Here is a 23,267-nt window from a genome sequence, read left to right as displayed (position 1 = left end):
AACCCCTCTCTGGTGACAGAGAGGGGGAATCATCAGAGGGATTGATGCTTGGTTTCGTGGGTCAGCAGCAGGGCGATAAGGGTTAACCCCGCCATTGCCGCCAGGTAGAAGCCGACGTACATCAGGCCGTAGTTCGCCTGCAACCAGGTGGCGATATAAGGGGCTACCGAGGCGCCGAGGATCGACGAGACGTTATAGGAGAACGAGGCACCGGTATAGCGCACTTCCGTCGGGAACAGCTCCGGCAGCAGTGCGCCCATCGGGCCGAAGGTTAATCCCATCAGGCTCAGGCCAATCAGCAGATAGGTCATCACCAGCGCCGGGCTACCGGAACCCAGCAGCGGCGGGAAGACGAACAGCGCGAAGAGAATGATAAGCGTGGTGATGACAATCATGCTCTTGCGACGGCCATATGCATCCGCCAGCAGACCGGCGATCGGCACCATCACGCCAAAACCAATTACCGCCATCATCAGCATCCACAACACTTCATTGCGCGGCATGCCTAAGCCCTGCGGCGAGGTGCTGAAGGTCATCGAATAAACGGTCATGATATAGAACAGCGTATAGGTCGCCAGCATGATAAAGGTGCCCAGCACCGTCACGCGCACATGTTTTGTCAGCAGCGTGCCAAGCGGGATCTTCACCTGCTTCTTCGCCGCTGCCACTTTGGCGAAGACCGGGGTTTCATGCAGCGAGACGCGAACATAGAGACCAATCAGCACCAGCACGGCAGAGAAGATAAACGGCACGCGCCAGCCCCACTGCATAAACTGCTCATCGGTCAGCAGCCAGGAGAGCAGCAGGAAGGTGCCGTTGGCAAAGAAGAAGCCGATAGGCGCGCCCAGTTGCGGGAAGGAGCCATACAGCGCGCGTTTACGCGGCGGCGCGTTCTCGGTGGCCAGCAGCGCAGCGCCGCCCCACTCACCGCCCAGACCCAGCCCCTGGCCAAAACGGGCCAGCGCCAGCAGCAGCGGTGCCATCACGCCAATGGTTTCATAACCCGGCAGCAGGCCGATGGCGACGGTAGAAATACCCATAGTCAGCAGCGAAGCGACGAGGGTGACTTTGCGCCCAACGCGATCGCCGAAGTGGCCGAAAACGGCTGAGCCGATAGGACGGGCGATAAAGGCGATAGCGAAGGTTGCCAGTGATTGCAGCGTGGCTGCGGTGGTGTCGCCCTGGGGAAAGAAGATATGCGGGAAAACGATAACCGCAGCGGTGGCGTAAATATAGAAATCGAAGAACTCAATGGCGGTGCCAATCAGCGAGGCGACGACGACTTTTTTGCGCGAGTTTACCGGGGGATTTTCCTGCTCGTTGTCAAAGGTTGTAGCTGTAGCTTGCATAATGTTTTCTTATTTTTAGGCGAACGAACGAGCATATTAGCCACAGCAAAAGCGTTATTTCAATCTGTAACAAACCCGGCGGGCGGGCAAAAAAGCGGCAAAAAGCGAATAATTTTCAGACCTGTGATTTCACATCTATGAAATGCTTCACACATTTTAGAAGTTAGTGGATAAAACTGGTTTTCGATTAAATTAAAGTTACGGACTGGATTTTCATGCTGGAATTATGGATCGGGCTGATATTTTCATTCTATCTATCAGCCCGATAGCTTATTTAGCGGTACGACGACGGCGACTTTCCGGCATCAGTGGGTCATCTTTATACTGCGCGGTGGCAATCCATGCCGCGCAGAAAAGCGTCAGACGGGCGAAGAAGTAGAAGAAGGCCATCAGACCAAGTACCGAGCCAAATGCCGCGCCGGAGGGGGATTTCACCAGCGACGGCAGGGTCCAGGTCATAACGATTTTGATCACTTCAAAGCCAATGGCGGCGATAAACGTACCGCGGATCAGCGCGCGCTTACGCGGACGATGGCGCGGCAGCCGCCAGAAGATCCAGAAGAAGAGCAGGTAGTTGGCGAGCACCGAAATCATCAGGCCAATCAGCCCCCAGGCTGGCTTCAGCCAGTCGATGTAATCAAGGTGCAGCGTGGAGATGATCAGCTCCTGCGCCGCCCCGGCCACCGAGGTGATGGAGAGGGTGATCACCAGCGCCACCAGCAGGCCAATCAGTGAGATAAAGTCGCGGAAGTACTTTACCCAGATCTTCTCTTCATCCTGCGCGTTACGCTCCCAGACATCGCGCGACTGGGCGCGAATCGCTTCCCGTAGGTTGCCCATCCAGTTCACGCCGGAGTAGAGCGCGATAGCAAAGCCGACAATCCCGACGGTTGTGCGCTGCTCCACCGCAATATGCAGCGTGTTTTTCAGCGTCGACGCCATGGTGGGATCGCTGACGCTTTGCAGGATCTTATTAAAGATGTCCTGCAACAGCGTCGGATGCGAGGCGAGGATAAACCCGGCGGTGGCAAACGAGACCATCATGATGGGGATCATCGACAGAAAGGAGAAGTAGGTAATCGCCGCTCCAAACTGGTTGCCCATCCGATCGTTAAAGCGCTCTGTGGCGCGAATAAGATGCGCCACCAACGGTTTACGCTGGATCTTCTTTGCCGTATCGGTCACGGCGGCAATCGCCCCGCTATCTTTATCAGAGGTCTCTTTTTCCGGCTTTTCCGGGGTTTCTGCCATCTTCCTGACAGGCTCATACTCAAGGTCTTGCGTGGGACGTTTTTCGACATCTTCCGTTTTCATCAGGTTTTATTTCCTTCTCCTGAATGTGTGGTATGCAGAATTATAGTCGCTACTGGTCGACATAATCCTTCAGCACGGTTGAGAGCCACTCCATAAACAGATGTACGCGCCGCGAAAGGTTGCGCCGGTGCGGGTAGATCAGCGAAACCGGCATCGGTTCGGCGCGATATTGCGGCAAGATCTCCACCAGCTTTCCGTTGCGTAACGCCTCGCGCACGCCGACGCGCGGCACCTGAATAATGCCCAGCCCTGCCACGCAGGCAGCGTGGTACGTTTCGGTACTATTGACGGTGAGAATACCGCCGGTTTTCACCCAGCGCGTCTGCTTATCCAGCCACACTTCAAAGCCCTGCGGGCGCGCACCAATGTTGACGGCGTAATGCACCAGCGCGTGGGAGGAGAGATCCTCCAGCGACTCCGGGTAGCCAAAACGTGCCAGATAATCGGGGCTGGCGCAGTTGATCATCGACAGCCTGCCAAGCTGGCGGGCAATCAGGCCGGAATCTTTCAGCGTGCCGACGCGCACCACGCAATCAAACCCTTCGCGGATCACATCCACCAGCCGATCGCTGCTGCTCAGCTCCAGTTCAATGCCGGGGTAGTGCTGCAAAAAATCGGGCAGCCGCGGGATCACTAAATTTTTCGCCACCGCGACCGGCATATCCACCCGCAAACGCCCGCTGATACTTGAGGGATCGTGCAGGAACATCCCGTCCAGCTCCTCAATATTCGCCAACAGATCTTTCGCCCGCTCGTAGTAGACCATGCCATCCTGCGTCAGCTGCACGCGGCGCGTGGTGCGGTGCAACAACTGCGTGCCGAGTTCCGTTTCCAGCGCCTGAATCTGGCGCGACACGCTTCCTTTCGGTAACCCCATCGACTCCGCCGCGTTAGAGAAGCTGGAAAGCTCCGCGACGCGGACAAAAAGCTGCATTGCGTAAATTTTATCCATCACTGTGCACTATTGTTGTTATTTATGAAACAGTAAAGCGTAATTTAGCACCTTTATTGTTTACCGTGCAGCTAATAAGCTTTTTGTTGTGCAGGTTATCAACAACAAAGGGGTTTATATGACACAACCAATCGCAATCGTAACGGGTGGCAGCCGCGGGCTGGGTAAAAACGCGGTATTGAAACTGGCGGCGAGTGGAATCGGCATCATCCTGACCTACAACACCAACCACGCTGAAGCGCAAAAAGTCGTGGAAGAGATTGAGCAAAAAGGCGGTAAGGCGACAGCATTAGCGCTGAATGTCGGCGATATCAATCAATTTGATCTGTTTGTCTCTCAGGTGCAGGAGCGGCTGCAAACTGTATGGCAGCGCGATAGCATTGACTATTTAGTGAACAATGCCGGAACCGGCATTCAGGCCGCTTTTGCCGAGACGCGTGAAGAGCAGTTTGATGAGATGGTCAACATCCACTTTAAAGGTCCCTTTTTCCTGACGCAGAAACTGCTGCCGCTGATAAAAAACGGCGGGCGCATTCTGAATGTCTCCACCGGGCTAACGCGCTTTTGCCAGCCGGGACGCGCCAGCTATGCGGCGGTGAAAGGGGCAATGGAAGTGCTGACCCGCTACCAGGCAAAAGAACTGGGCGAGCGCGGTATTGCGGTAAATATCATCGCACCAGGCGCGATTGCCACTGATTTTAGCGGCGGCGTGGTGCGGGACAACGAGCAGGTTCATCACTATATCGCTTCGCAGACGGCGCTCGGGCGGGTTGGGCAGCCGGATGATATTGGCGATGCGATTGCTGCCTTGCTGAGCGATAAGCTGGCATGGATGACGGCGCAGCGGGTGGAGGTCTCTGGCGGGATGTTCCTGTAATGCGCATAACGCCCGGCAGCGTGAAGGCTACCGGGCGGCCACTCACTCCACCTGGAAGTGCGTGACTTTAACGCGCACGGGCTTCTGCTTTTTATCCAGCGAGCCGCTGATGCCCACCAGATCGTCCGGTGAGAAGGATTTACCTTCAAACACCGCCATCGGAATTTGCACCTGGATATGGCCCGTTTTATCGCGGAACTGATAGAGATCGTTCCCCTCTTTCTTCAGCAGATTGCCGCGCAGCGAGACGGAAGCGCCGTCATGCAGGCTCTTCGCCTGTTTAACGTTCATGCTGCGCGCATCTTCAATGCCCCGGTAACCGTCATCCATTTTATGTGGCGGCGGCGGGGCTTTATCCGCTTTCAGGCCGGGTGCCTCATCTGCAAATGCTGACATCGAAAAGAGAGCTGCTAAGCAGGCGGAAAGCACGATTTTTTTCATAACTTCTCCTGATTGTTACCAGTACACGACTTTAAGCCTGGCAGAGAGCGGGCAACTGTACAGGCGATTTATCTGTTTTCCTGGTCTTATAAAAAAAACGGCCGCGCGTAAAAAAATAAATATCGTGAATATTTGGGGCTGTTTTTATTATTCTGAAACAGGTATCACTGATAATTAGCCGCCGCTGAGCTATCTTTTAACGACTAATAACTAAAGAAAAAATTACCCGCTGACCGGGTCAGCGCAATATGTCTTAAGTTGTGCTTAAGGGAAAATAATGACAACTCCTGCCCCTGTTAATACAGGTGAACAGTTTGAAAAATGCATCGCTATTATTCGCCAGGCTTCTGTCGAAATTTTGTTGCTGCTCAATGTGCATTTTGATGAAGGAAAAGATCCGCGCTGGTTTCTGGAACAGCTTGATGTTGCGCGCCTCAGTTTGGGTGGTTGGGGAGCGGTGGCGAAAAGACTCAAACTTAACGATGCGGAGTTAACGCAGTTCACGTTGCAGCTTCGTCACTTGCAACAGCTGGTGCCACGCTATGAAAACGGTCAGAGCGTCACGGAAAACCAGCTTATTGCCGCGCTGCGCTTTATCGCCGCGCTGGAGAACCTGCGTAAAAAGCAGAAGTTGCTGACCTACAGCACCGCGCTCGGCCCTAACGATCCGCTCCAGCAGCAGAGCGGGCTGCAACACCTGCGCGCGATGGAGATGATGATGAAAGGGCTGGTGATGCAGGCGTGGCCCGATGCGGAGCGTCTGCGCAATCACCTGAAAACCCAGTTTGGTGCCGATCGCGTGCGCCGCTGGCTGCGCCTCGGCGACCGCAATGATGTGTTAAGCGGCATGCTGTTTAGCGAGCTGGCGCTGCTGCTGGTGGATAAAAAAGAGTACGGCCAGCGCTACGCCAGCCTGTTTAACGATGCGTCCGGCCTGAGCCTGTTTGTCGAACCACGCAAGACCCTGCAAACCTTGTTAGATGATGTGCGCGAGATCCGCGCCAGCGTCATCGCCGGCAATGCGCTGAGTTCTAATCAGTTAGCGATGCTTGAGGGCTACTATCCGCAGATCGCCGGGCCAATACAGCGCGCCTGTGATGAGGGGCGTGGCAAAATTAACCCCGCTGCGTTACTGAAAGAGGCGGCAGGGGAGCTGGATGCTTACTGGGAGCAGGCGCGCAAGAAGGATCGCGCCGCGGGCGGCGATACACAACCGATTCGCGACAGTATTGATAAACCGGCGACCCGTCAGGTGCGCAGCCGCGAAGAGCGTGAACAGATGGTCTCTGGCGTGCTGTGGGGCGCAGTGGGCGTCGTCGCTTTGGTGATTGCGATTGGGGCTTTCTGGCTCTTTATGGGCGGCGTCTCCGCGCCGGTGGCGCGTCAGACCAATATTACGGTGCCCATTGCCGAAGAGCGTCAGAAGCCGTCGGCGAAAGAGGAGCTCAGCTCGATGGGGCTGCCGCGGGATGAGAACAACTTCCGCTCGGCTATCGACCGCAACGATACCCGCGTGGTGTCGCTCTTTTTGCGTACCGGCATGAACTGGAAACTCTCCTGGACCGAACATGCGGTGATTTCGGACTACAACGATGTGCTCGATCTGCTGCTGCGCTACCGGTTACAGATGGATGAGAAGCGCCCGTGCCGGCGTTTTATTACCACCCTGACTCATGAGATGGTGGCGAATAATAAGCCGCTCACCTCCATCACCAAAAATTACCTGCAGGCATTTTGCACCACCAAACCGGTGGTCGATCGCCAGCGTTATGAGATGGAGCAAGCGCAGTTGCGTTACGACGCCAGCCCAAATGATGAGAACCGTAAATGGGCAGAGACGCACACCGCCATTTATAACGCCATTGATTGAGTAAAGGCTGGAAGGTTTGTGTAACCCCGTAGGCCGGATAAGCGCTAGCGCCATCCGGCAAATATTGCCTGATGGCGGCTCCGCCTTATCAGGCCTACGGAATGTGCAGCATTATCACTCTTGCGGCTTTTCTTCCGGCTCGTCCACTTTTGGCTCGCCGTAGAGGCCAATCAAGCGGCGTACTACGCCGTTGGTCCAGCCGAAACCATCCTGCAACGGATACTCACCGCCGCCACCTTCACGCGGCGTGCTGCTGGCAATATGGTACTTCTCAATCAGCTTGTGGTGCTGATGATAGAAAACATTCACCGTCTTCAGCCAGCTGCGGGCAATCTGATCGCCCAGCTCATCGTTACCGTAGAGCTTAAAGCCCTGCACCGCCATCCACTGCAGCGGTGCCCAGCCGTTGGGTTTATCCCACTGCTCGGCGGTTTCATACTCCGTTGTCAGGATCCCGCCCGGTGTCAGCAGACGGTTGGTGACCGCTTCTGCCAGCCGTTCAGCCTGTTCATGAGTTGCCATGCCGACATAGAGCGGCACAATGCTCGCAGCCGAGAAGAGTGCCATCTCCTCGCGACGCCAGTCGTAGTCGCGGAAGCAGCCGCTTTCGTCATCCCACAGATAGCGGTTGATGGCCGCACGGCGGTCACTCGCCTTCTGGCGGAACAGCGCTTCACGCTCCCGGTCGCCTTTTAGCCCGGAGATGTTGGCAATGGCGCTCTCGAGCTTAAACATAAACGCGTTCAGATCGATCGGGATGAACTGCGTGGTGCGGATGCTCGCCAGGCGGTGCGCATCGCGCAGCCAGCGGGAGGAGTAATCCCAGCCGGAGGCTGCACCAGCACGCAGGTCACGATACACCTCATTCGGCGGACGACCTGAGTGACGCGCGGTCTCCACGTCTTCAATCCACGATTCATCACGCGGGGTATCGCGGTCATCCCAGTAACGGTTAAGCAGCGAGCCGTCCGGCATACGCACCACGTGGCGGTAAGCCTGGTTCAGCACCAGCGACTCCGCACCATCCATCCAGAAGTCGTACTCCATCAGCAGATGGTCGAGGTAGCGCCGCGCGCCGCGCACGCCATCTTCCTCAAACAGTTCAACCATCAGCGCAAAGACCGGCGGCTGGGAACGGCTTAAGTAGTAGGTGCGGTTGCCGTTAGGGATATGCCCGTAACGCTCAATCATCCACGCGAAGTTATCGGCCATACAGCGCAGCAGGTCGTCGCGACCACTCTCTGCCAGCCCCAGCATGGTGAAGTAGGAGTCCCAGTAGTAGGTCTCACGGAAACGCCCGCCGGGCACAATATAGGATTGCGGCAGCGCCAGCAGTGAAGACCACGGAATATGGTCTCGCGGCTCACGGGTAAGGATCGGCCACAGCTGGTCGATATGCTCTTTCAGCGAGTTTTCCGGGTTGGAGACATACTCTTTGGCGTAGTTTTCCGGCATCCAGAAGTGCGCCTTCACGAACTGGCGTAAGTTGAATTCCGGTTTACGTTTAATTTTGCGATAGCGAATCAGGATATCGAGCGGATCCATCTTCGGCGCACAGTCAGGGAAGGTTTTGCTGTCGGCGAAGATGCGGGAGGACTGCACGTGCTCAAACAGTTCCAGATAACGATCGGCAGGCGTGAGCGCATCAGATGCGGGCATCCCCTCAATCATCTCCGGTTCCGGTTCCGCCTCGATCATTTCATCCAGTTTTAACTCGCACGGATCGGTGTCGTAGGTTTCATCTTCGAATACCCATTCCATTAATTCTGCGCTTTGTAGTTTCTGGTTGAACATAGTGACGTTGGCCTCCGGATGTCGTCGTAAAAAACTACGGGTGTTGCCCGGCTATCTATAAAGCTTAGACATTCGCTTCGATCTATGGTGATCAAAGTGTGCGGATGATCACGTTTTAAAATCGGCCTTACAGCAGCTAAAAATCCACAACTGGCTGATAAAGCACGAATAAGTCACTTATTCCTGTGCTTTAAGTAGCGTTAAATTTCGGAGCATTCGTTTTGCAACGATTTGTGAATTAACCCGGTATTACGCAGTTGACCACCGCAGAACAGGGTCGTTCATTTTATCGCTGGGGAAAGAAATCAGAATACGCTCTTATTACGTTAGAGCAATGTCGGCATACCCGCCATACGGCGCGAGAGAAAGAGTGAAAACTCCCGGCGACAGAGGCCGCCGGGAAGGGTGTTAGCGGGGGATTTGCTGCGTGATGCAGTGGATGTTACCGCCGCCGAGCAGGATCTCGCGAGCCGGCACCCCGGTGATAATGAAATCCGGGAACATCTCGGTAAACAGCGCCTGCGCCGCGCCATCGGTCGCCGGGTCCAGCAGCGGGAAAATGATCTGCTGGTTGCTGACCAGATAGTTAACGTAGGAACCCGCGAGGCGGTTGCCTTCGTGACGCTCAATCGCCGTGCCTTTCTCAACATCGCACGTCTCTTCCGCGCTGGCGTAAAGCGGCTGCGGAGAGGGCACTTTCCACACTTTCAGGCGACGACCCTGCGCATCTTCCACGCTTTGCAGCACGTCAAGCGCTGCCATGGAGCGGGCGTACTGCGGATCGTTTTCATCATCGGTCCAGTGCAGAGCCACTTCGCCCGGGCGCACAAAGCAGCACATGTTATCGATATGACCGTCGGTCTCATCGTTAAACACGCCGTCCGGCAGCCAGATGATCTGCGATACGCCAAGGTAGTCGCGCAGTTGCTGCTCAATCTGCGCTTTGCTCAGATTCGGGTTGCGGTTGGCGTTAAGCAGACACTCCGCGGTGGTCAGCAGGGTGCCTTCGCCATCAACGTGAATCGAGCCACCTTCCAGCACCAGGTCCGTGTGGTAGCACGGCATCTGGTGGTAGTTTGCTACCTGTTCTGCCACTAACTGATCGCGATCCCAGCTGGCGTAGAGACCGCCATTAAGGCCGCCCCATGCGTTAAATGTCCAGCTAATGCCGCGTTTTTCGCCGGCAGCGTTAGTCACAACCGTCGGGCCGGTATCACGCATCCAGGCATCGTCGCTCTCCATCTCCACCAGCGTGACGTCGGCGGGCATCGCTGCCCGCGCTTTCGCCATTTCCGCTGCCGGCACGCCCATGATCACTGGCGTGGTACGGGAGATCGCTTTTGCCACCGCAGAGAAAGCCTGCTGCGCGGGCGCGGCGTCGGCACGCCAGTTATCCGTACGGTAGGGCCAAATCATCCACACGGCCTGATGTGGCGCCCACTCGGCGGGCATGCTGAACCCGTCTTTTACCGGCATGGTCAGCTGTGACATTACTTGCTCCTTACGCTGCCATCGGAGGTTGCCAGCGCGGTATACATGTTCGGACGACGGTCGCGGAACAGGCCCCAGGAGGCGCGCTGTGCGGCAATCGCATCGAGATCGAACGTGTGAACCAGCACGGCTTCGCTGGTTTTGTTTGCCTGCTCAACCAGCGCACCGGTCTGATCGGCAATGAAAGAGGAGCCGTAGAAGGTCATTTCCAGGCCTTCAATATATTTGCTGGCTTCGGTACCGATACGGTTAGAGGCGATAACCGGCACAACGTTTGCGGCAGCGTGGCCCTGCTGGACGCGGGTCCAGTGCGGCTGGCTGTCGATATCCGGGTAAGCCGGTTCTGAACCGATAGCGGTCGGGTAGAAAATCAGTTCCGCGCCCTGCAAAGCCAGGCAGCGAGCCGTTTCCGGGAACCACTGATCCCAGCAGATACCGACGCCGATCTTCGCATAGCGGGTGTTCCACACTTTGAAGCCGGTGTCGCCAGGGATGAAGAACTGTTTTTCCTGGTACGCCGGGCCGTTCGGGATGTGCGTTTTACGGTAGGTGTCGAGCACGCTGCCGTCGGCATCAATCATCACCAGCGAGTTGTAGTAGGCGTTGTTGCTCTTTTCGAACAGACTCAGCGGCAGCACCACTTCCAGCTCTTTTGCCAGGGCAGAGAAATGTTTGATAAGCGGGCTGTTGTCCACTTCCTGCGCCAGCGCATAGTGCTCCGGGCTCTGATCGATGCAGAAGTAAGGCGCGGCGAACAGCTCCTGAATCAGGATAACCTGCGCGCCCTGGCGGTGAGCTTCACGTACCAGACGCTCAGCGTTCTGTACGTTTTTCTCCAGATCCCAGGTGCATGCCATTTGGGTGGCGGCGACAGTTACATTTCTCATAAACATCTCCCGTAGGTCTCGGTTCGGTTAGTGCAAAATTTCAGCACTTATTGTGGCGCAAACTATAGCAACGATCTGCGTTATGAATAAAATGTATTGTTATCATGAAAACATGAACAGGATGCATAATTGTGGTCGATCTGAATTTGCTGCGCCTTATCCCTATTCTGGCGAAAGAGAAAAACGTTACCCGCGCGGCGCAGAAGGCGAATTTGTCCCAGTCGGCCTTTAGCCACGCGCTGAACCGCCTGCGTGAGCAACTGAAAGATGAGATGTTTATTCGCACCCATAGCGGCATGGAGCCGACGCCCTATGCGGCGCGGATGATCCCGGTGATTGAGAGCGCGCTGAGCAAGCTCGATACCGCCACACGCGGGCCAAGCCACTTCGATCCGGCGCGTGATGCGCACACCTTCTATATCGGCGCGGTCGACTACTTCGAATTTATGTTTATGCCAGTGCTCACCGCGCGCTTTAAAACTATCGCGCCGAATGTGCGGCTCTCGGTGGATATCCTTTCGGAGACGATCAAGGTCGAACGTGTGGAGAACGGGCAGCTGGATGCGTTTATCGGCGTCGAAAATGTGCAGCATATTCCTCACTACTTTAATAAGCATCGGCTTATCTCCGATCATTTTGTCGCCATCGCCTCGCTTGAGCGCAGCGATCTGCCGGATCAGCTGACGATGCGCCATCTGGTCAGCGAGGCGCAAATTCACCTTCCCGCCGTTAGCTCCGGCGCGGACCATATCGACAACTGGCTCTTATCGCAGCACCTCTACCGCCCACTGGCAACCGTAGTGCAAAGCTACGCCGTTGGCGGCCGTGTCGCGGTGGCATCGGGGTATTTAATGTGCGTCCCGTTTCGTATCGCCCAGGAGCTGGCAAAGATGTTGCCGCTGCGCATCATGACGCTGCCGGAAGGCGCGCCCTCATATGATTTACTACTGCTGTCGCACCGCCTCTATGACTACCAGCCCGCCGTGCAGTGGCTGATCGATGAATTAAAAACGGTGCGGATATAGATGCTGTATGCGGTTGAAGAGAAAGCGTTATTAAAGAGAGTAAACATGCATTTACTCTGCGTTTCGAAGGCATAAAAAAACCGACTGGTGAGGTCGGTTTTTTTATTTTCCGGTACTGAATGTTGCTCTGTCTGGAATGGGACTGCCTTTAACTAACTGGTGCAATATAAGGCAGACAACTTTCTCCCGTAAAGATTTACCAATCGTTTTAGTACTAATAAGAGTTCCTCTGGACACCAGTCGCTGCTTTCCCGCTCGTGCCGCGCCAGGCATTCGGCATCTGCTGCGCCAGCCACTCGGCTTGCGGGCCGGGCGTTGCGCTGGCCTGCTGTAAAAAGAACCCTTGCGCCTCTTCGCGTAGCGCATCCGGGGAGTGAGTGGGCGACTGCATCACTACCAGCACACCTTGCCGATCCGCGCAGTAGTACCACTGGCACTGGGCGACGTAGCCGAGGCTGCGCTCGACACGCATCTGGTGGAAAAAGAGCGGTTGATAGCGCTGGACAAGCGCCTGCATCTCCTCAATCTCCTCTTCAACCGGCAGGAACAGCAGCAGCGCGTTGTCCTCCTCCTGCGTATCCAGCGTGAAGTGTTTGCCGACCGCGATAAGCGGCGGTGCGTCGGTTTCTGTCTCAACAGGAAAGATAAAGGCGCTTAACAGGCGGGAGAGCGCCTGATGCAGCGCCGCGTCACCGCCCGCCAGATGCGCTTGCCACGCTTGTTGAGCGGGATGAATGTCAGCCGTTGTCAGTTCGCGCGGCAGCTGCGCCAGTAAGCGGCGCACGGCGCTGCCCTGCATCTCGCGGGCGGTCTCCTGCGCCAGCGCAAGGCGCGCCTGCACCCCGGCGTTAGCATCCTCGCGCTGCAAAATCTGGTTAATTTCCGCCAGAAGGGACTGCATCAACAGCGCCTCTCCGCAGAGGTGAAGCTGCCAGATCCCCTGCTCACGCTGCACGGTCAACACGCCGCCCTGGCGGGCTGCCCATGCACTGAGTGGGCGCAGGCGTGATGCCAGCCACCAGCCGGTCTCATCACTAAACGCCGTGGTGGGCTGTGGTCGCAGCCGCAATGAAGCATCGCCCTCTGCCGGTTGCCACGCCAGCGGCGCAGAGGCTGAAGGGAGCGCAGGCGCATGCAGCGGCGCAGGCGTCGGGAAGGGGGTAAACGAGACCGGCTCATCGTGTGCCGCTTGCGGCACGAAAGGCGCCAGCGTCAGGGTAAAGCCCTGGCTCTCAACGGTTTCTCCGCGCACCTCAGGCGAGGCCCATAACCGGCTGGCGTTTGCCGGGGTAAGGGCGGCCAGCAAGGCAGGCCAGCCGTCGGGATCGGGCGGCAGCAGGCCAATGGCGCGCGCGCGCAGTGCTTCAAGCGGTGCGAGCTGCATAAACGCGTGCTGCGTAAAATTGCAGAGCGCCTGACACTGCGCCTCGCTCAGGGCGCTGACGGCATCCAGCCAGCGGAAGAAGAGGGATTCAACCTGTGCGGGGCTGACGGTTTCATCGCGCAGCGTAAAAGTGAACCGCAACCAGAGGGTTTCGGCATTCAGGCAATCGGCCTGCAAGTTGATGGCCGTTACCAGGTTGCGCTGGCGCCAGATATCCATCAACCCGCCTGCGGTTTCGTCCAGCAGCAGGGTTTCCAGCAGACGCAGCGCGCCGCTGGCGGCGGCGGGAGGGGTAAAGCTCAGCACCAGCATGGTTTCGCGCGGCTGATGCAGCGCGCAATCCCCCCGTTCGAGGGTGAGCGGCATTACCGCATCGGCCTCTCTGGCAGAGGGAGGCGGTGCAGCGCTACAGCGCGCCAGCGCTTCGAGATTCTCCAGCGTTTGCGGCCCCTGTAAAAAGAGGCGCAGGTTCCCGGCGTGATAGTGCTGCTGGTGGAAAGCCTGCAATGCCTGCTGAAGCGGGGCGGCTTCGTCGCCAAAGCTTGCGTGGTTGCCGATGCGAAAACGCGCCAGCTGACCATCACCATCCAACATTTTTAGCAGGGCGGCTTCACGCCGTTTTTCAGCATCGTGCTGCAACAGGCGATACTCTGCGTCGATCACCGAGGCTTCGGCGAGGATCTCGCTCTCATTAAGCTGCGGTGTCACCAGCATATCGGTGAGGCGTAACAGCCCCGGCTCCAGCAGGTCAGCAGGCACCTCAAAAAAGTAGGCCGTCTGCGCCAGCCGGGTTGAGGCGTTAAGCCGCCCGCCCTGCGACGGCACCCAGCTGATTAGGCGCTGCGCCTGCGGAAAACCGAGGCTGCCGCGAAACAGCATATGCTCCAGCAGATGCGCCAGCCCCGGCCAGGCCTGCGGCTCTTGCAGGCTGCCGGCATCGACGCACCAAAGTGCCGCCGCCTGGCGCGCGTCGGGTTGATGCACCAGGGTGACGTGCAACCCATTGTCGAGGTGGAGCTGTCGGGTCTGCATGGTTAGCCTTTGACGATCAGTTGCGAGTTAACGCGGTTGCGAAAACGCAGTTCATGCACGCCGATGCGGCTATGGTTGGCCTCTTCGCGCGCTGCGAGAATGGTGCCGTGATGCGGCGATTTGCTGCATACCGGGTCGGCATTCGCTGCGTCGCCGGTCAGCATATAGGCCTGGCAGCGGCAGCCGCCAAAGTCCTGCTCCTTCTCCGGGCAGGAGCGGCACGGCTCCGGCATCCAGTCGTTACCGCGATAGCGGTTAAAGCCGAAGGAGTCATACCAGATGTGCTCCAGCGAGTGCTCCAGCACTGAGGGGAATTTCACCGGCAGCTGGCGCGCGCTGTGGCACGGCAGCGCGGTGCCTTCCGGCGTCACGCTTAAGAAGATCGCCCCCCAGCCGCCCATGCAGCCCTTCGGGCGCTCTTCATAGTAGTCCGGGGTGACAAACAGTAAGTTGGTCAGATTGCCGCTTTCCGCCATCTTCACCCGGTAGTCGCTGACCACCGCTTCGGCGCGGGCAATCTGCTCGCGGCTCGGCAGCAGCCCTTCACGGTTAAGCTGTGCCCAGCCGTAAAACTGACAGGTCGCCAGCTCAACGTCATCGGCTTCCAGCTGTAACGCCAGGGCGATAATCCGGTCGATCTGGTCGATATTGTGCCGGTGCAAGACGAAGTTCAGCACCATCGGGTAGCCGAGCGCTTTAACCGCTTTCGCCATCGCCAGCTTCTGGTGAAAGGCTTTTTCGTTGCCCGCCAGCGCGGCATTCAGTTCAGGATCGCTGGCCTGGAAGCTGATCTGGATATGATCCAGCCCGGCATCGGCAAAGGTATGCAGCTTCTTCTCGCTCAGGCCAATGCCGGAGGTGATCAGATTGGTGTAGAACCCCATCCCGCGTGCGGCGGCAATCAGCTCCGGCAAATCTTTGCGCAGCAGCGGCTCACCGCCGGAAAAACCGAGCTGCACGCTGCCCATCGCCCGCGCCTGGCGAAACACCTCAATCCACTGCGCCGTGCTCAGCTCCTGCTCCTGGGCCGAGAAGTCGAGCGGGTTGGAGCAGTAGGGGCACTGTAGCGGGCAGCGATAGGTCAGCTCCGCCAGCAGCCAGAGCGGCGGATTGACGCTTTTGACGGCCTCACTCACGGAAAATCACCCACTTCTGTGCATAGGCCTGCGCCAGGAAATCGAGCACGTCGGCGGCTAGCTCTTCGGCGTCGGGAAAACGCGCCTCCAGCGTGGCGATAATCTCGCCCACACTTTTAATGCCATCGACTTCTGAGAGGATCGCCGTGGCGCTGTCGTTCAGCTTCGCCATCCCTTCCGGGTAGAGGATCACATGGCAATCCTGAGCGGCTTCCCACTGCAGGCGGTAACCCCGGCGGAAGGCGGGAATATGGTGTGCCTGAATGTGCATTACACCAGTCTCCTTGTGTGCCACACCGCGTCTGCGGTGACGGTGTGATAGGGCGCGCGATGAAGGCTATAGGCCATGGTCATCGCATCAAGCATGCTCCAGAGGATGTCGAGTTTAAATTGCAGGATGTCGAGCATCCGCTGCTGCTTCTCGGCGGTGTCGCACCACTCCAGCGCCAGCGATAAACCGTGCTCGACATCGCGTCGCGCCTGGCCGAGACGGCTGCGGAAGTAGTCATACCCCTGCGGTTCAATCCACGTGTAGTGCTGCGGCCAGCTGTCGAGGCGCGACTGGTGGATCTGCGGCGCGAAGAGTTCGGTCAGCGAGCTGCATGCCGCTTCCTGCCAGCAGGCGCGGCGGGCAAAGTTAACGTAAGCATCCACCGCGAAACGCACGCCCGGCAGCACCCGCTCTTCCGAGAGCAGGCTTTCGCGGGTTAACCCCACCGCTTCGCCAAGACGCAGCCACGCTTCGATACCGCCTTCGTTTTCCCCTTCGCCATCGTGATCGAGAATGCGTTGCACCCACTGGCGGCGCACTTCCGGATGCGGGCAGTTGGCCATGATCGCCGCGTCTTTCAGCGGAATGCTGGTCTGGTAGTAAAAGCGGTTCGCGACCCAGCCCTGGATCTGCTCCCGCGTGGCTTCACCGTTATGCATCGCGATGTGATAAGGGTGATGAATATGATAGTACTGACCCTTCGCCCGTAATGCGGCCTCAAACTCCTCGGGCGTCAGGCATATTGCTTCACTCATGAAACCTCTTATAGCGCGATAACCATCCCGTCCCAGCTCACTTCAATCCCCTGTTGCTCAAGGCTTTTTCGCTCCGGGGAGGCTTCATTCAGGATCGGGTTGGTATTGTTAATATGAATTAAAATCTTGCGACGGGCGGGCAGCGTCGCGAGCAAAGATGTAAGACCCTGCTCTTCAGCTAACGCCAGGTGACCCATCGCTTTGCCGCTGTGGCCACCAACGCCGGTGGCGCTCAGCTCGTTATCACGCCACAGCGTGCCGTCGATCAGCAGGCAGTCGGCGCGCTGCAACCACGGCATAATCGTCTCATCTGGCTCGCCGAGACCCGGCGCGTAAAGCAGACTCTGCCCGCTGTTGCTGTCTTCAATAAACAGCGCCACGTTGTGCCCGGGTAGCGGGCGATCGCGATAAGGCGAGTAGGGCGGTGCATTGCTCAGCAGCGGGATAGCGGTAAAGTGCAGTTGCGGGCAAACCGCCACCTGGAAGCGTGCCAGTGGCTCAACTGGGTGATGTTGCAGCCCGCCGTTCCAGTGGCTGAGCATCGGGAAGACGGGAAAGCCGGTGCTGAGATCATCATGCACTTCCGGCGTGCACCACACCTGATGTGGGCAGCCTTCACGCAGGCTTAGCAGCCCCGCGCTGTGATCAATCTGGCTGTCGGTCAGGATAATCGCGCCAATGGCGGTACCGCGCAGCTGTTCTGGCCTGTTCAGCGCCGGCGTGGCGCGTAATTGCTGGCTGATATCGGGCGAGGCGTTGCACAACACCCAGTTTTTGCCGTCATCGCTTATCGCAATCGACGATTGCGTGCGCGCTGAGGTTTGCATTGTGCCGTTACGCACTCCCGCGCAGTTCGGGCAGTTGCAGTTCCATTGGGGAAAGCCGCCGCCCGCTGCGGAACCTAAAACAGTAATCAGCATCTGTGTAAACCGGTAAGCAAAAAAGAGGAAGCCCGCAGCAAGGCGGGCGGGCGCGTTTAGCGGTTGGAAATATAGAGAGTGACTTCCAGACCTAAGCGCAGATCCACGAACGTTGGTTTAGTCCACATAGCGTAACTCCTTGGGATGAGAGGAGGTAACCCGCGTGATTCAGTTACCCCAGGTCATATTCAGAACTCGCAGCCAGTTGCGCCAGGCAAGTTTCTCTGCCAACGACTGGCTGATGCCAGACGATGTCAGCAGGGCCATGAGTCGCGGTAGCCCCGTGACATCGCCCAACTCTTCCGGCAGGTCGATGCCGTCAAAGTCGGAGCCGAATGCTACACGATCCTCACCAAGTTTAGTAAGCAGATAGTCGATGTGTTGGAAAATTTTGTGTAAAGGGGTGCGGGCGTCGCGCTTGCCGTCTTCGCGCAGGAAGGCGGTACCGAAGTTAACGCCCACCAGCCCGTCGCTGGCGGCAATCGCCTCCAGCTGAGCATCAGTGAGATTGCGCGGCTGCGGGCAGAGGGCGTGCGCATTGGAGTGGCTGGCGACTAACGGCGCCTTGCTGAGGGCAGCGGTATCCCAGAACGCCCGTTCATTCATATGCGAGAGGTCGATCAGAATTCGCCGTTGGTTGCAGGCGTGGATAAGCCGTTTGCCCGCCTCGCTCAGGCCTGGCCCGGTATCCGGCGAACCGGGAAAGCGGCCGTTTACCCCTTCGCCAAACACATTCGGCAGGTTCCAGAACGGCCCAATACTGCGCACGCCACGAGCGACCAGCGCATCAAGCGGCTCTAACTCTGCGTTGAGCGCGTCGGCACCTTCAATATGCAGTACCAGCGCGATAGTGCCATCTTGCAGGCACTGCGCAATCTCCTGCGCGCTGTGGCAGACGCGCATTCTGCCCTCTGAAGCGTCGACCATGCGGTAGAAGAGATCGATCTGCTGGTGGGTGATGTGGAGCGGATCGTGCAGCGCCTGCGCCGCATCGGGTGTGATGCCACGCATCTCTGCGATATAACGCGCGGGAGGCACAAAGACGGCGAACAGCCCGCCGGCAAAACCGGCGCGCTGCATGCGGGGAAAATCGAGATGGCCGCCGTTAAGGCCGCTGAAAACCTGTTCGACAGAGGTGTTTGGCTGCTCCATCCACAACCGCAGCAGCAGATCGTTATGACCATCAAACACCGGAAATTGCGCTGCCATCATTGAGACCTTGTGTAAAAACAAACTGGCCGTGGGGGCCAGTTTGCGTGGAGCATTAACGCATGGTGACGAACTCTTCCGCCGCCGTCGGGTGGATAGCAACAGTGTTGTCGAAGTCCTTCTTGGTCGCGCCCATCTTCAGCGCCACGGCGAAGCCCTGCAGCATCTCATCCATTCCGGAGCCGATGCCGTGAATACCGACAATCTTCTCCTCTGGCCCGACGCAGACCAGCTTCATGCGGCACGGCTGGCGGTGAGAGGTGACGGCGGTATACATTGCGGTAAAGGAGGATTTATAGACCTTCACCTGGTCGTCGCCATACTGCTCGCGCGCCTGCGGTTCGGTTAAGCCAACGGTGCCGATTGGCGGGTGGCTGAAGACCACGGTCGGAATATTGCTGTAGTCCAGATGCTCGTCCGGCTTGTTATTAAACAGGCGCTCGGAGAGGCGGCGGCCAGCGGCCACGGCAACCGGCGTCAGCTCAACCGCGCCGGTGTTATCGCCCACCGCGTAGATGCCGGGAACGCTGGTGTTCTGGAACTTATCCACTTCGATATAGCCCTTGTCGTTGGTTTTCACACCGGTGGCGGCAAGGTTGAAGTTATCGGTTTCCGGTTCGCGGCCAATCGCCCAGATCAGGCAGTCAACGGTCTGCGAACGGCCATCTTCCAGCGTGATCGTCAGGCTGCCGTCGCCGTTTTTCACAACAGCAGCCGGCACCGCGTGGGTGTGCAGATTTGGGCCTTCTGCCGCCATCACTTCCACCAGCGTCTCGGTGATCATCGGATCGAAGCTGCGCAGCGGCGCGTGTTTACGCACAAAGAGGTGCGTTTCGGCGCCAAGGCCGTTGATCACGCCCGCCAGTTCGACGGCGATATAGCCTGCGCCTACCACCGCCACGCGTTTCGGCAACGCGGGCAGGGCGAAGAAGCCATCGGAATCAATGCCATATTCCGCGCCGGGAATCGACGGGTGGCTCGGGCGACCGCCAGTGGCGATCAGGATATGGTCGGCGGTGATCGTCTCGCCGTTCACTTCCACGGTTTTAGCATCGACAAAGCGCGCAAAGCCGCGGATCACATCCACGTTATTTTTGCCCAGCACGTTGTCATAAGAGGTGTGAATACGGTCAATGTAGGCGCTGCGGCTGGCGACCAGTTTGCTCCAGTCGAAGTGATTCACCGTGGTGTCGAAACCGTAATCCGGGCCGTAGAGATGGATCGCTTCGGCGATCTGCGCCGCATGCCACATTACCTTTTTCGGCACGCAGCCGACATTAACGCAGGTGCCGCCCAGCTCTTTGGCTTCGATCAGCGCGCATTTTTGACCATACATGGCGGCACGGTTGATCGAGGCGATACCGCCGCTGCCGCCACCGATGGCGAGGTAGTCATAATGTTTGCTCATGGTCGTTTCCTTAATCCTGAACGAAGTCGACAGTCGTGGCGCGATTGTAACGCGCCGGGCGTAATGCGCCACCGATGGCTGCGATTACTCTGCTACTACCTGGTTTACCAGCGTATGGCCTGTACCGGCCGGGACCAGTTTCTTGTGCAGCCACGGCAGCACGTTGTTCATTTGCGCTTCGAGTTTCCACGGCGGGTTAATCACGATCATGCCGGAGGCGGTCATGCCGCGTTGATCGCTGTCCGGGCGCACGCCCAGCTCGATTTGCAGGATGTTGCGAATGCCGGTCGCTTCCAGATCGCGCAGCATGCGTTTGATCTGCTGGCGCATCACTACCGGATACCAGAGGGCGTACACGCCGGTGGCGAAACGTTTGTGGCCTTCGCTGATACCGCTTACCACTGCCTGGTAGTCGGTTTTGATCTCATACGGCGGGTCGATCAGGATCAGGCCACGGCGGGAGACCGGCGGCAGTTTGGCTTTTAATTGCTGGTAGCCGTCGGCGCGAGCCACGCGAGTGCGTTCATCTTTCTGGAACTCCTGGCGCAGCAGCGGGAAGTCGCTCGGATGCAGCTCGGTCAGCATCAAGCTGTCCTGTTCGCGCAGCAGTTGGCGAGCAATCAGCGGTGAACCTGGGTAGTAACGCAGCTGCTCGCCACGGTTAAAGTGACGCACCACATTCATATAGGGTTCCAGCTCGGCGGGCAGATCGTCCTGCTGCCAGATGCGCGCAATCCCTTCCATATATTCGCCGGTGCGCTCTGCATGCTCGCCGGAGAGCTGATAACGCCCCGCGCCGGCGTGGGTGTCGAGATAGAGAAATGGTTTCTCTTTTTCTTTCAGCGCTTCGATGATCAGGCTCTGAACGGTGTGTTTGAGGACGTCGGCGTGGTTGCCCGCGTGGAAGCTGTGGCGATAACTGAGCATAGCGTTGGAGATTCCAGAAATTAAACGAGATTTCGCACAGTCTATCGCAGATCGCGGCGGATTACCGCTCAACCCTCCGCTTATTGCAGCGATACCTGGCTTAAGCGCACCCTCCGGCATTGAAATCTCCATAAGTTAGCCCCATGCTAATCAAACACCCTTTTCAACAGGACTGCGCATATGACCAACCCCCTTTTGACGCCTTTCGAGTTACCGCCGTTTTCCCACATTCGTCCTGAACACGTTGTCCCTGCGGTAACGAAAGCGCTGGACGACTGCCGAAACGCGGTTGAGAGCGTTGTCGCGCAGGGTGGCCCCTATACCTGGGCCAATCTTTGCCAGCCGCTGGCGGAAGTTGATGATCGCCTGGGTCGTCTCTTCTCTCCCGTCAGCCACCTGAATTCCGTGAAAAACAGCCCGGAACTGCGTGAAGCTTACGAACAGACCCTACCGCTGCTCTCTGAGTACAGCACCTGGGTCGGCCAGCATGAAGGGCTCTATAACGCCTATCGCGATCTGCGCGACGGCGACCACTACGCTGAACTGAGCGTTGCCGAGAAAAAGTCGGTCGATAACGCCCTGCGTGACTTCAAACTGTCGGGTATTGGCCTGCCGAAAGAGACGCAGAAACGCTATGGCGAAATCGCCGCGCGCCTCTCTGAGCTGGGCAACCTCTATAGCAACAATGTGCTCGACGCCACCATGGGCTGGAGCAAGCTGGTTACTGACGAATCTGAACTCTCCGGCATGCCGGAAAGCGCCTTAGCGGCGGCGAAAGCGCAGGCAGAAGCCAAAGAGCAAGAGGGCTTTCTGTTAACGCTCGATATTCCGAGCTACCTGCCGGTGATGACCTACTGCGATAACCAGGCGCTGCGCGAAGAGATGTACCGTGCGTACAGCACCCGCGCCTCCGATCAGGGGCCGAACGCGGGTAAATGGGATAACAGCCCGGTGATGGCAGAGATCCTCGCCCTGCGTCACGAACTGGCACAGCTGCTTGGCTTTGAGAGCTATGCGGATAAATCACTGGCGACCAAAATGGCGGAAAACCCGGCGCAGGTGCTGGAGTTTTTAACCGATCTGGCGAAACGTGCCCGTCCACAGGGCGAAAAAGAGCTGGCGCAGCTGCGTGCTTTTGCGAAAGCGGAGTTTGGCGTCGACGATCTGCAACCGTGGGATATCGCCTACTACAGCGAAAAACAGAAGCAGCACCTCTACAGCATCAGCGATGAGCAACTGCGCCCTTACTTCCCGGAAAATCGCGCCGTTAATGGCCTGTTCGAAGTGGTAAAACGCATTTACGGCATTACCGCTAAAGAGCGTACCGATGTTGATGTCTGGCACCCGGAAGTGCGCTTCTTCGAGCTGTATGACGAAAACAACGAGCTGCGCGGCAGCTTCTACCTCGATCTCTATGCCCGCGAGCACAAACGCGGCGGGGCGTGGATGGATGATTGCGTCGGCCAGATGCGCCGCGCTGATGGCACGCTGCAAAAGCCGGTCGCCTATCTCACCTGTAACTTTAACCGCCCGGTGAGCGGCAAACCGGCGCTCTTTACCCATGATGAAGTGATCACCCTGTTCCATGAGTTTGGTCACGGCCTGCACCATATGCTGACGCGGGTTGAAACCGCAGGCGTTGCGGGCATCAGCGGTGTGCCGTGGGATGCGGTCGAGCTGCCGAGCCAGTTTATGGAGAACTGGTGCTGGGAGCCGGAGGCGCTGGCGTTTATCTCCGGTCACTTTGAGACCGGCGAGCCGCTGCCGCAGGAGTTGCTGGATAAAATGCTGGCGGCGAAAAACTACCAGGCGGCGATGTTTATCCTGCGCCAGCTGGAGTTCGGCCTGTTCGACTTCCGTCTGCATGCGGAATTCAACCCGCAAGAGGGGGCGAAAATCCTCGAAACCCTGGCTGAGATCAAACGCCAGGTGGCGGTGATGCCTGGGCCGTCGTGGGGCCGTTTCCCGCACGCCTTCAGCCACATCTTCGCAGGCGGTTACGCCGCAGGTTACTACAGCTACCTGTGGGCCGATGTGCTGGCAGCGGATGCCTACTCCCGCTTTGAGGAGGAGGGGATTTTCAACCGCGAAACCGGGCAGTCATTCCTCGATAACATCCTGACGCGCGGCGGTTCAGAAGAGCCAATGGAGCTGTTCAAACGCTTCCGTGGTCGCGAGCCGCAGATTGACGCGATGCTTGAGCATTATGGTATCGAAGGCTAACA

The 23,267-nt window shown here is 57.9% G+C and carries 20 protein-coding genes; 4 read left to right on the top strand and 16 right to left on the bottom strand.

What is annotated here, in order from left to right:
* Positions 1-32: 32 nt before the first annotated feature.
* The 3 genes from SOM48_RS00960 to SOM48_RS00950 form a co-directional block, all read right to left on the bottom strand.
* On the bottom strand, positions 33-1,349 hold the full coding sequence (locus tag SOM48_RS00960; RefSeq protein WP_042713238.1) for an MFS transporter: 1,317 nt from the start codon (positions 1,347-1,349) through the stop codon (positions 33-35).
* Between the two features lie 270 nt (positions 1,350-1,619).
* Positions 1,620-2,663, bottom strand: coding sequence for an inner membrane protein YhjD (gene yhjD, locus SOM48_RS00955; RefSeq protein WP_054802678.1), 1,044 nt, complete (start codon positions 2,661-2,663; stop codon positions 1,620-1,622).
* Positions 2,664-2,712: 49 nt separating this feature from the next.
* Complete coding sequence (locus SOM48_RS00950; protein ID WP_139966481.1) at positions 2,713-3,615, bottom strand: LysR family transcriptional regulator; 903 nt, start codon at positions 3,613-3,615, stop codon at positions 2,713-2,715.
* Positions 3,616-3,733: 118 nt separating this feature from the next.
* On the opposite strand from SOM48_RS00950, the gene SOM48_RS00945 reads away from it, so the two are divergent.
* Positions 3,734-4,492, top strand: a complete 759-nt coding sequence (locus SOM48_RS00945) for an SDR family NAD(P)-dependent oxidoreductase (protein WP_320511243.1) — start codon at positions 3,734-3,736, stop codon at positions 4,490-4,492.
* Between the two features lie 42 nt (positions 4,493-4,534).
* Here the strand turns inward: SOM48_RS00945 and SOM48_RS00940 are convergent, their stop codons facing one another.
* The gene (locus SOM48_RS00940; protein ID WP_076769361.1) at positions 4,535-4,933 is read right to left on the bottom strand and encodes a YdeI family stress tolerance OB fold protein; all 399 of its coding nucleotides are present in this window, start codon (positions 4,931-4,933) and stop codon (positions 4,535-4,537) included.
* A gap of 277 nt (positions 4,934-5,210) precedes the next feature.
* On the opposite strand from SOM48_RS00940, the gene SOM48_RS00935 reads away from it, so the two are divergent.
* Entirely contained in the window at positions 5,211-6,803 is a 1,593-nt protein-coding gene (locus SOM48_RS00935; RefSeq protein WP_139966478.1) for an STY4199 family HEPN domain-containing protein, read from the top strand.
* 114 nt (positions 6,804-6,917) lie between these two features.
* Here the strand turns inward: SOM48_RS00935 and SOM48_RS00930 are convergent, their stop codons facing one another.
* The 3 genes from SOM48_RS00930 to aguB all read right to left on the bottom strand — a co-directional run bounded on the left by SOM48_RS00930 (position 6,918) and on the right by aguB (position 10,975).
* On the bottom strand, positions 6,918-8,597 hold the full coding sequence (locus SOM48_RS00930; protein ID WP_320511242.1) for an alpha,alpha-trehalase: 1,680 nt from the start codon (positions 8,595-8,597) through the stop codon (positions 6,918-6,920).
* 408 nt (positions 8,598-9,005) lie between these two features.
* The gene (aguA, locus tag SOM48_RS00925; RefSeq protein WP_319551196.1) at positions 9,006-10,088 is read right to left on the bottom strand and encodes an agmatine deiminase; all 1,083 of its coding nucleotides are present in this window, start codon (positions 10,086-10,088) and stop codon (positions 9,006-9,008) included.
* Positions 10,088-10,975, bottom strand: coding sequence for an N-carbamoylputrescine amidase (aguB, locus tag SOM48_RS00920; RefSeq protein ID WP_023481996.1), 888 nt, complete (start codon positions 10,973-10,975; stop codon positions 10,088-10,090). Before aguB ends, aguA begins: the two co-directional genes overlap by 1 nt.
* Positions 10,976-11,106: 131 nt before the next feature.
* Here aguB and SOM48_RS00915 point away from each other — a divergent pair, with 131 nt between their 5' ends.
* A complete protein-coding gene (locus SOM48_RS00915; protein WP_312199640.1) occupies positions 11,107-12,000 on the top strand; it encodes a LysR family transcriptional regulator in 894 nt (297 codons plus the stop codon).
* Positions 12,001-12,214: 214 nt separating this feature from the next.
* Here the strand turns inward: SOM48_RS00915 and pqqF are convergent, their stop codons facing one another.
* The 9 genes from pqqF to SOM48_RS00870 form a co-directional block, all read right to left on the bottom strand.
* Positions 12,215-14,416, bottom strand: coding sequence for a pyrroloquinoline quinone biosynthesis protein PqqF (pqqF, locus tag SOM48_RS00910; RefSeq protein ID WP_320511241.1), 2,202 nt, complete (start codon positions 14,414-14,416; stop codon positions 12,215-12,217).
* Positions 14,417-14,418: 2 nt separating this feature from the next.
* Positions 14,419-15,552: a pyrroloquinoline quinone biosynthesis protein PqqE gene (gene pqqE, locus SOM48_RS00905; protein WP_312479769.1), complete on the bottom strand. Its 1,134-nt coding sequence runs from the start codon at positions 15,550-15,552 to the stop codon at positions 14,419-14,421.
* Positions 15,545-15,823 carry a pyrroloquinoline quinone biosynthesis peptide chaperone PqqD gene (pqqD, locus tag SOM48_RS00900; RefSeq protein WP_076769365.1) on the bottom strand — a complete coding sequence of 93 codons (279 nt, stop codon included), beginning with the start codon at positions 15,821-15,823 and terminating at the stop codon, positions 15,545-15,547. Before pqqD ends, pqqE begins: the two co-directional genes overlap by 8 nt.
* Positions 15,823-16,578 carry a pyrroloquinoline-quinone synthase PqqC gene (gene pqqC / locus SOM48_RS00895; RefSeq protein WP_289744911.1) on the bottom strand — a complete coding sequence of 252 codons (756 nt, stop codon included), beginning with the start codon at positions 16,576-16,578 and terminating at the stop codon, positions 15,823-15,825. Before pqqC ends, pqqD begins: the two co-directional genes overlap by 1 nt.
* 8 nt (positions 16,579-16,586) lie before the next feature.
* Complete coding sequence (gene pqqB, locus SOM48_RS00890; RefSeq protein WP_289744909.1) at positions 16,587-17,498, bottom strand: pyrroloquinoline quinone biosynthesis protein PqqB; 912 nt, start codon at positions 17,496-17,498, stop codon at positions 16,587-16,589.
* Positions 17,499-17,554: 56 nt separating this feature from the next.
* Positions 17,555-17,626 (bottom strand): pyrroloquinoline quinone precursor peptide PqqA, encoded by a 72-nt coding sequence (pqqA, locus tag SOM48_RS00885; RefSeq protein WP_071789594.1) that lies wholly within the window; start codon positions 17,624-17,626, stop codon positions 17,555-17,557.
* A gap of 40 nt (positions 17,627-17,666) precedes the next feature.
* Positions 17,667-18,710: a dipeptidase gene (locus tag SOM48_RS00880; protein ID WP_320511240.1), complete on the bottom strand. Its 1,044-nt coding sequence runs from the start codon at positions 18,708-18,710 to the stop codon at positions 17,667-17,669.
* Positions 18,711-18,762: 52 nt separating this feature from the next.
* Positions 18,763-20,115, bottom strand: coding sequence for a glutathione-disulfide reductase (gene gorA, locus SOM48_RS00875; RefSeq protein ID WP_139567212.1), 1,353 nt, complete (start codon positions 20,113-20,115; stop codon positions 18,763-18,765).
* A gap of 84 nt (positions 20,116-20,199) precedes the next feature.
* Positions 20,200-21,042 (bottom strand): 23S rRNA (adenine(2030)-N(6))-methyltransferase RlmJ, encoded by an 843-nt coding sequence (locus tag SOM48_RS00870; protein ID WP_139567213.1) that lies wholly within the window; start codon positions 21,040-21,042, stop codon positions 20,200-20,202.
* A 180-nt stretch (positions 21,043-21,222) separates the two neighbouring features.
* Between SOM48_RS00870 and prlC the strand changes: the two genes are divergently transcribed.
* On the top strand, positions 21,223-23,265 hold the full coding sequence (gene prlC, locus SOM48_RS00865) for an oligopeptidase A (protein ID WP_320511239.1): 2,043 nt from the start codon (positions 21,223-21,225) through the stop codon (positions 23,263-23,265).
* Positions 23,266-23,267 lie beyond the last annotated feature (2 nt).

Origin of the sequence: Kosakonia sp. CFBP8986 (genome assembly GCF_034044935.1) — a bacterium.
Taxonomy (GTDB): domain Bacteria; phylum Pseudomonadota; class Gammaproteobacteria; order Enterobacterales; family Enterobacteriaceae; genus Kosakonia; species Kosakonia cowanii.
This window is presented reverse-complemented; position numbering and strand designations above follow the sequence as displayed.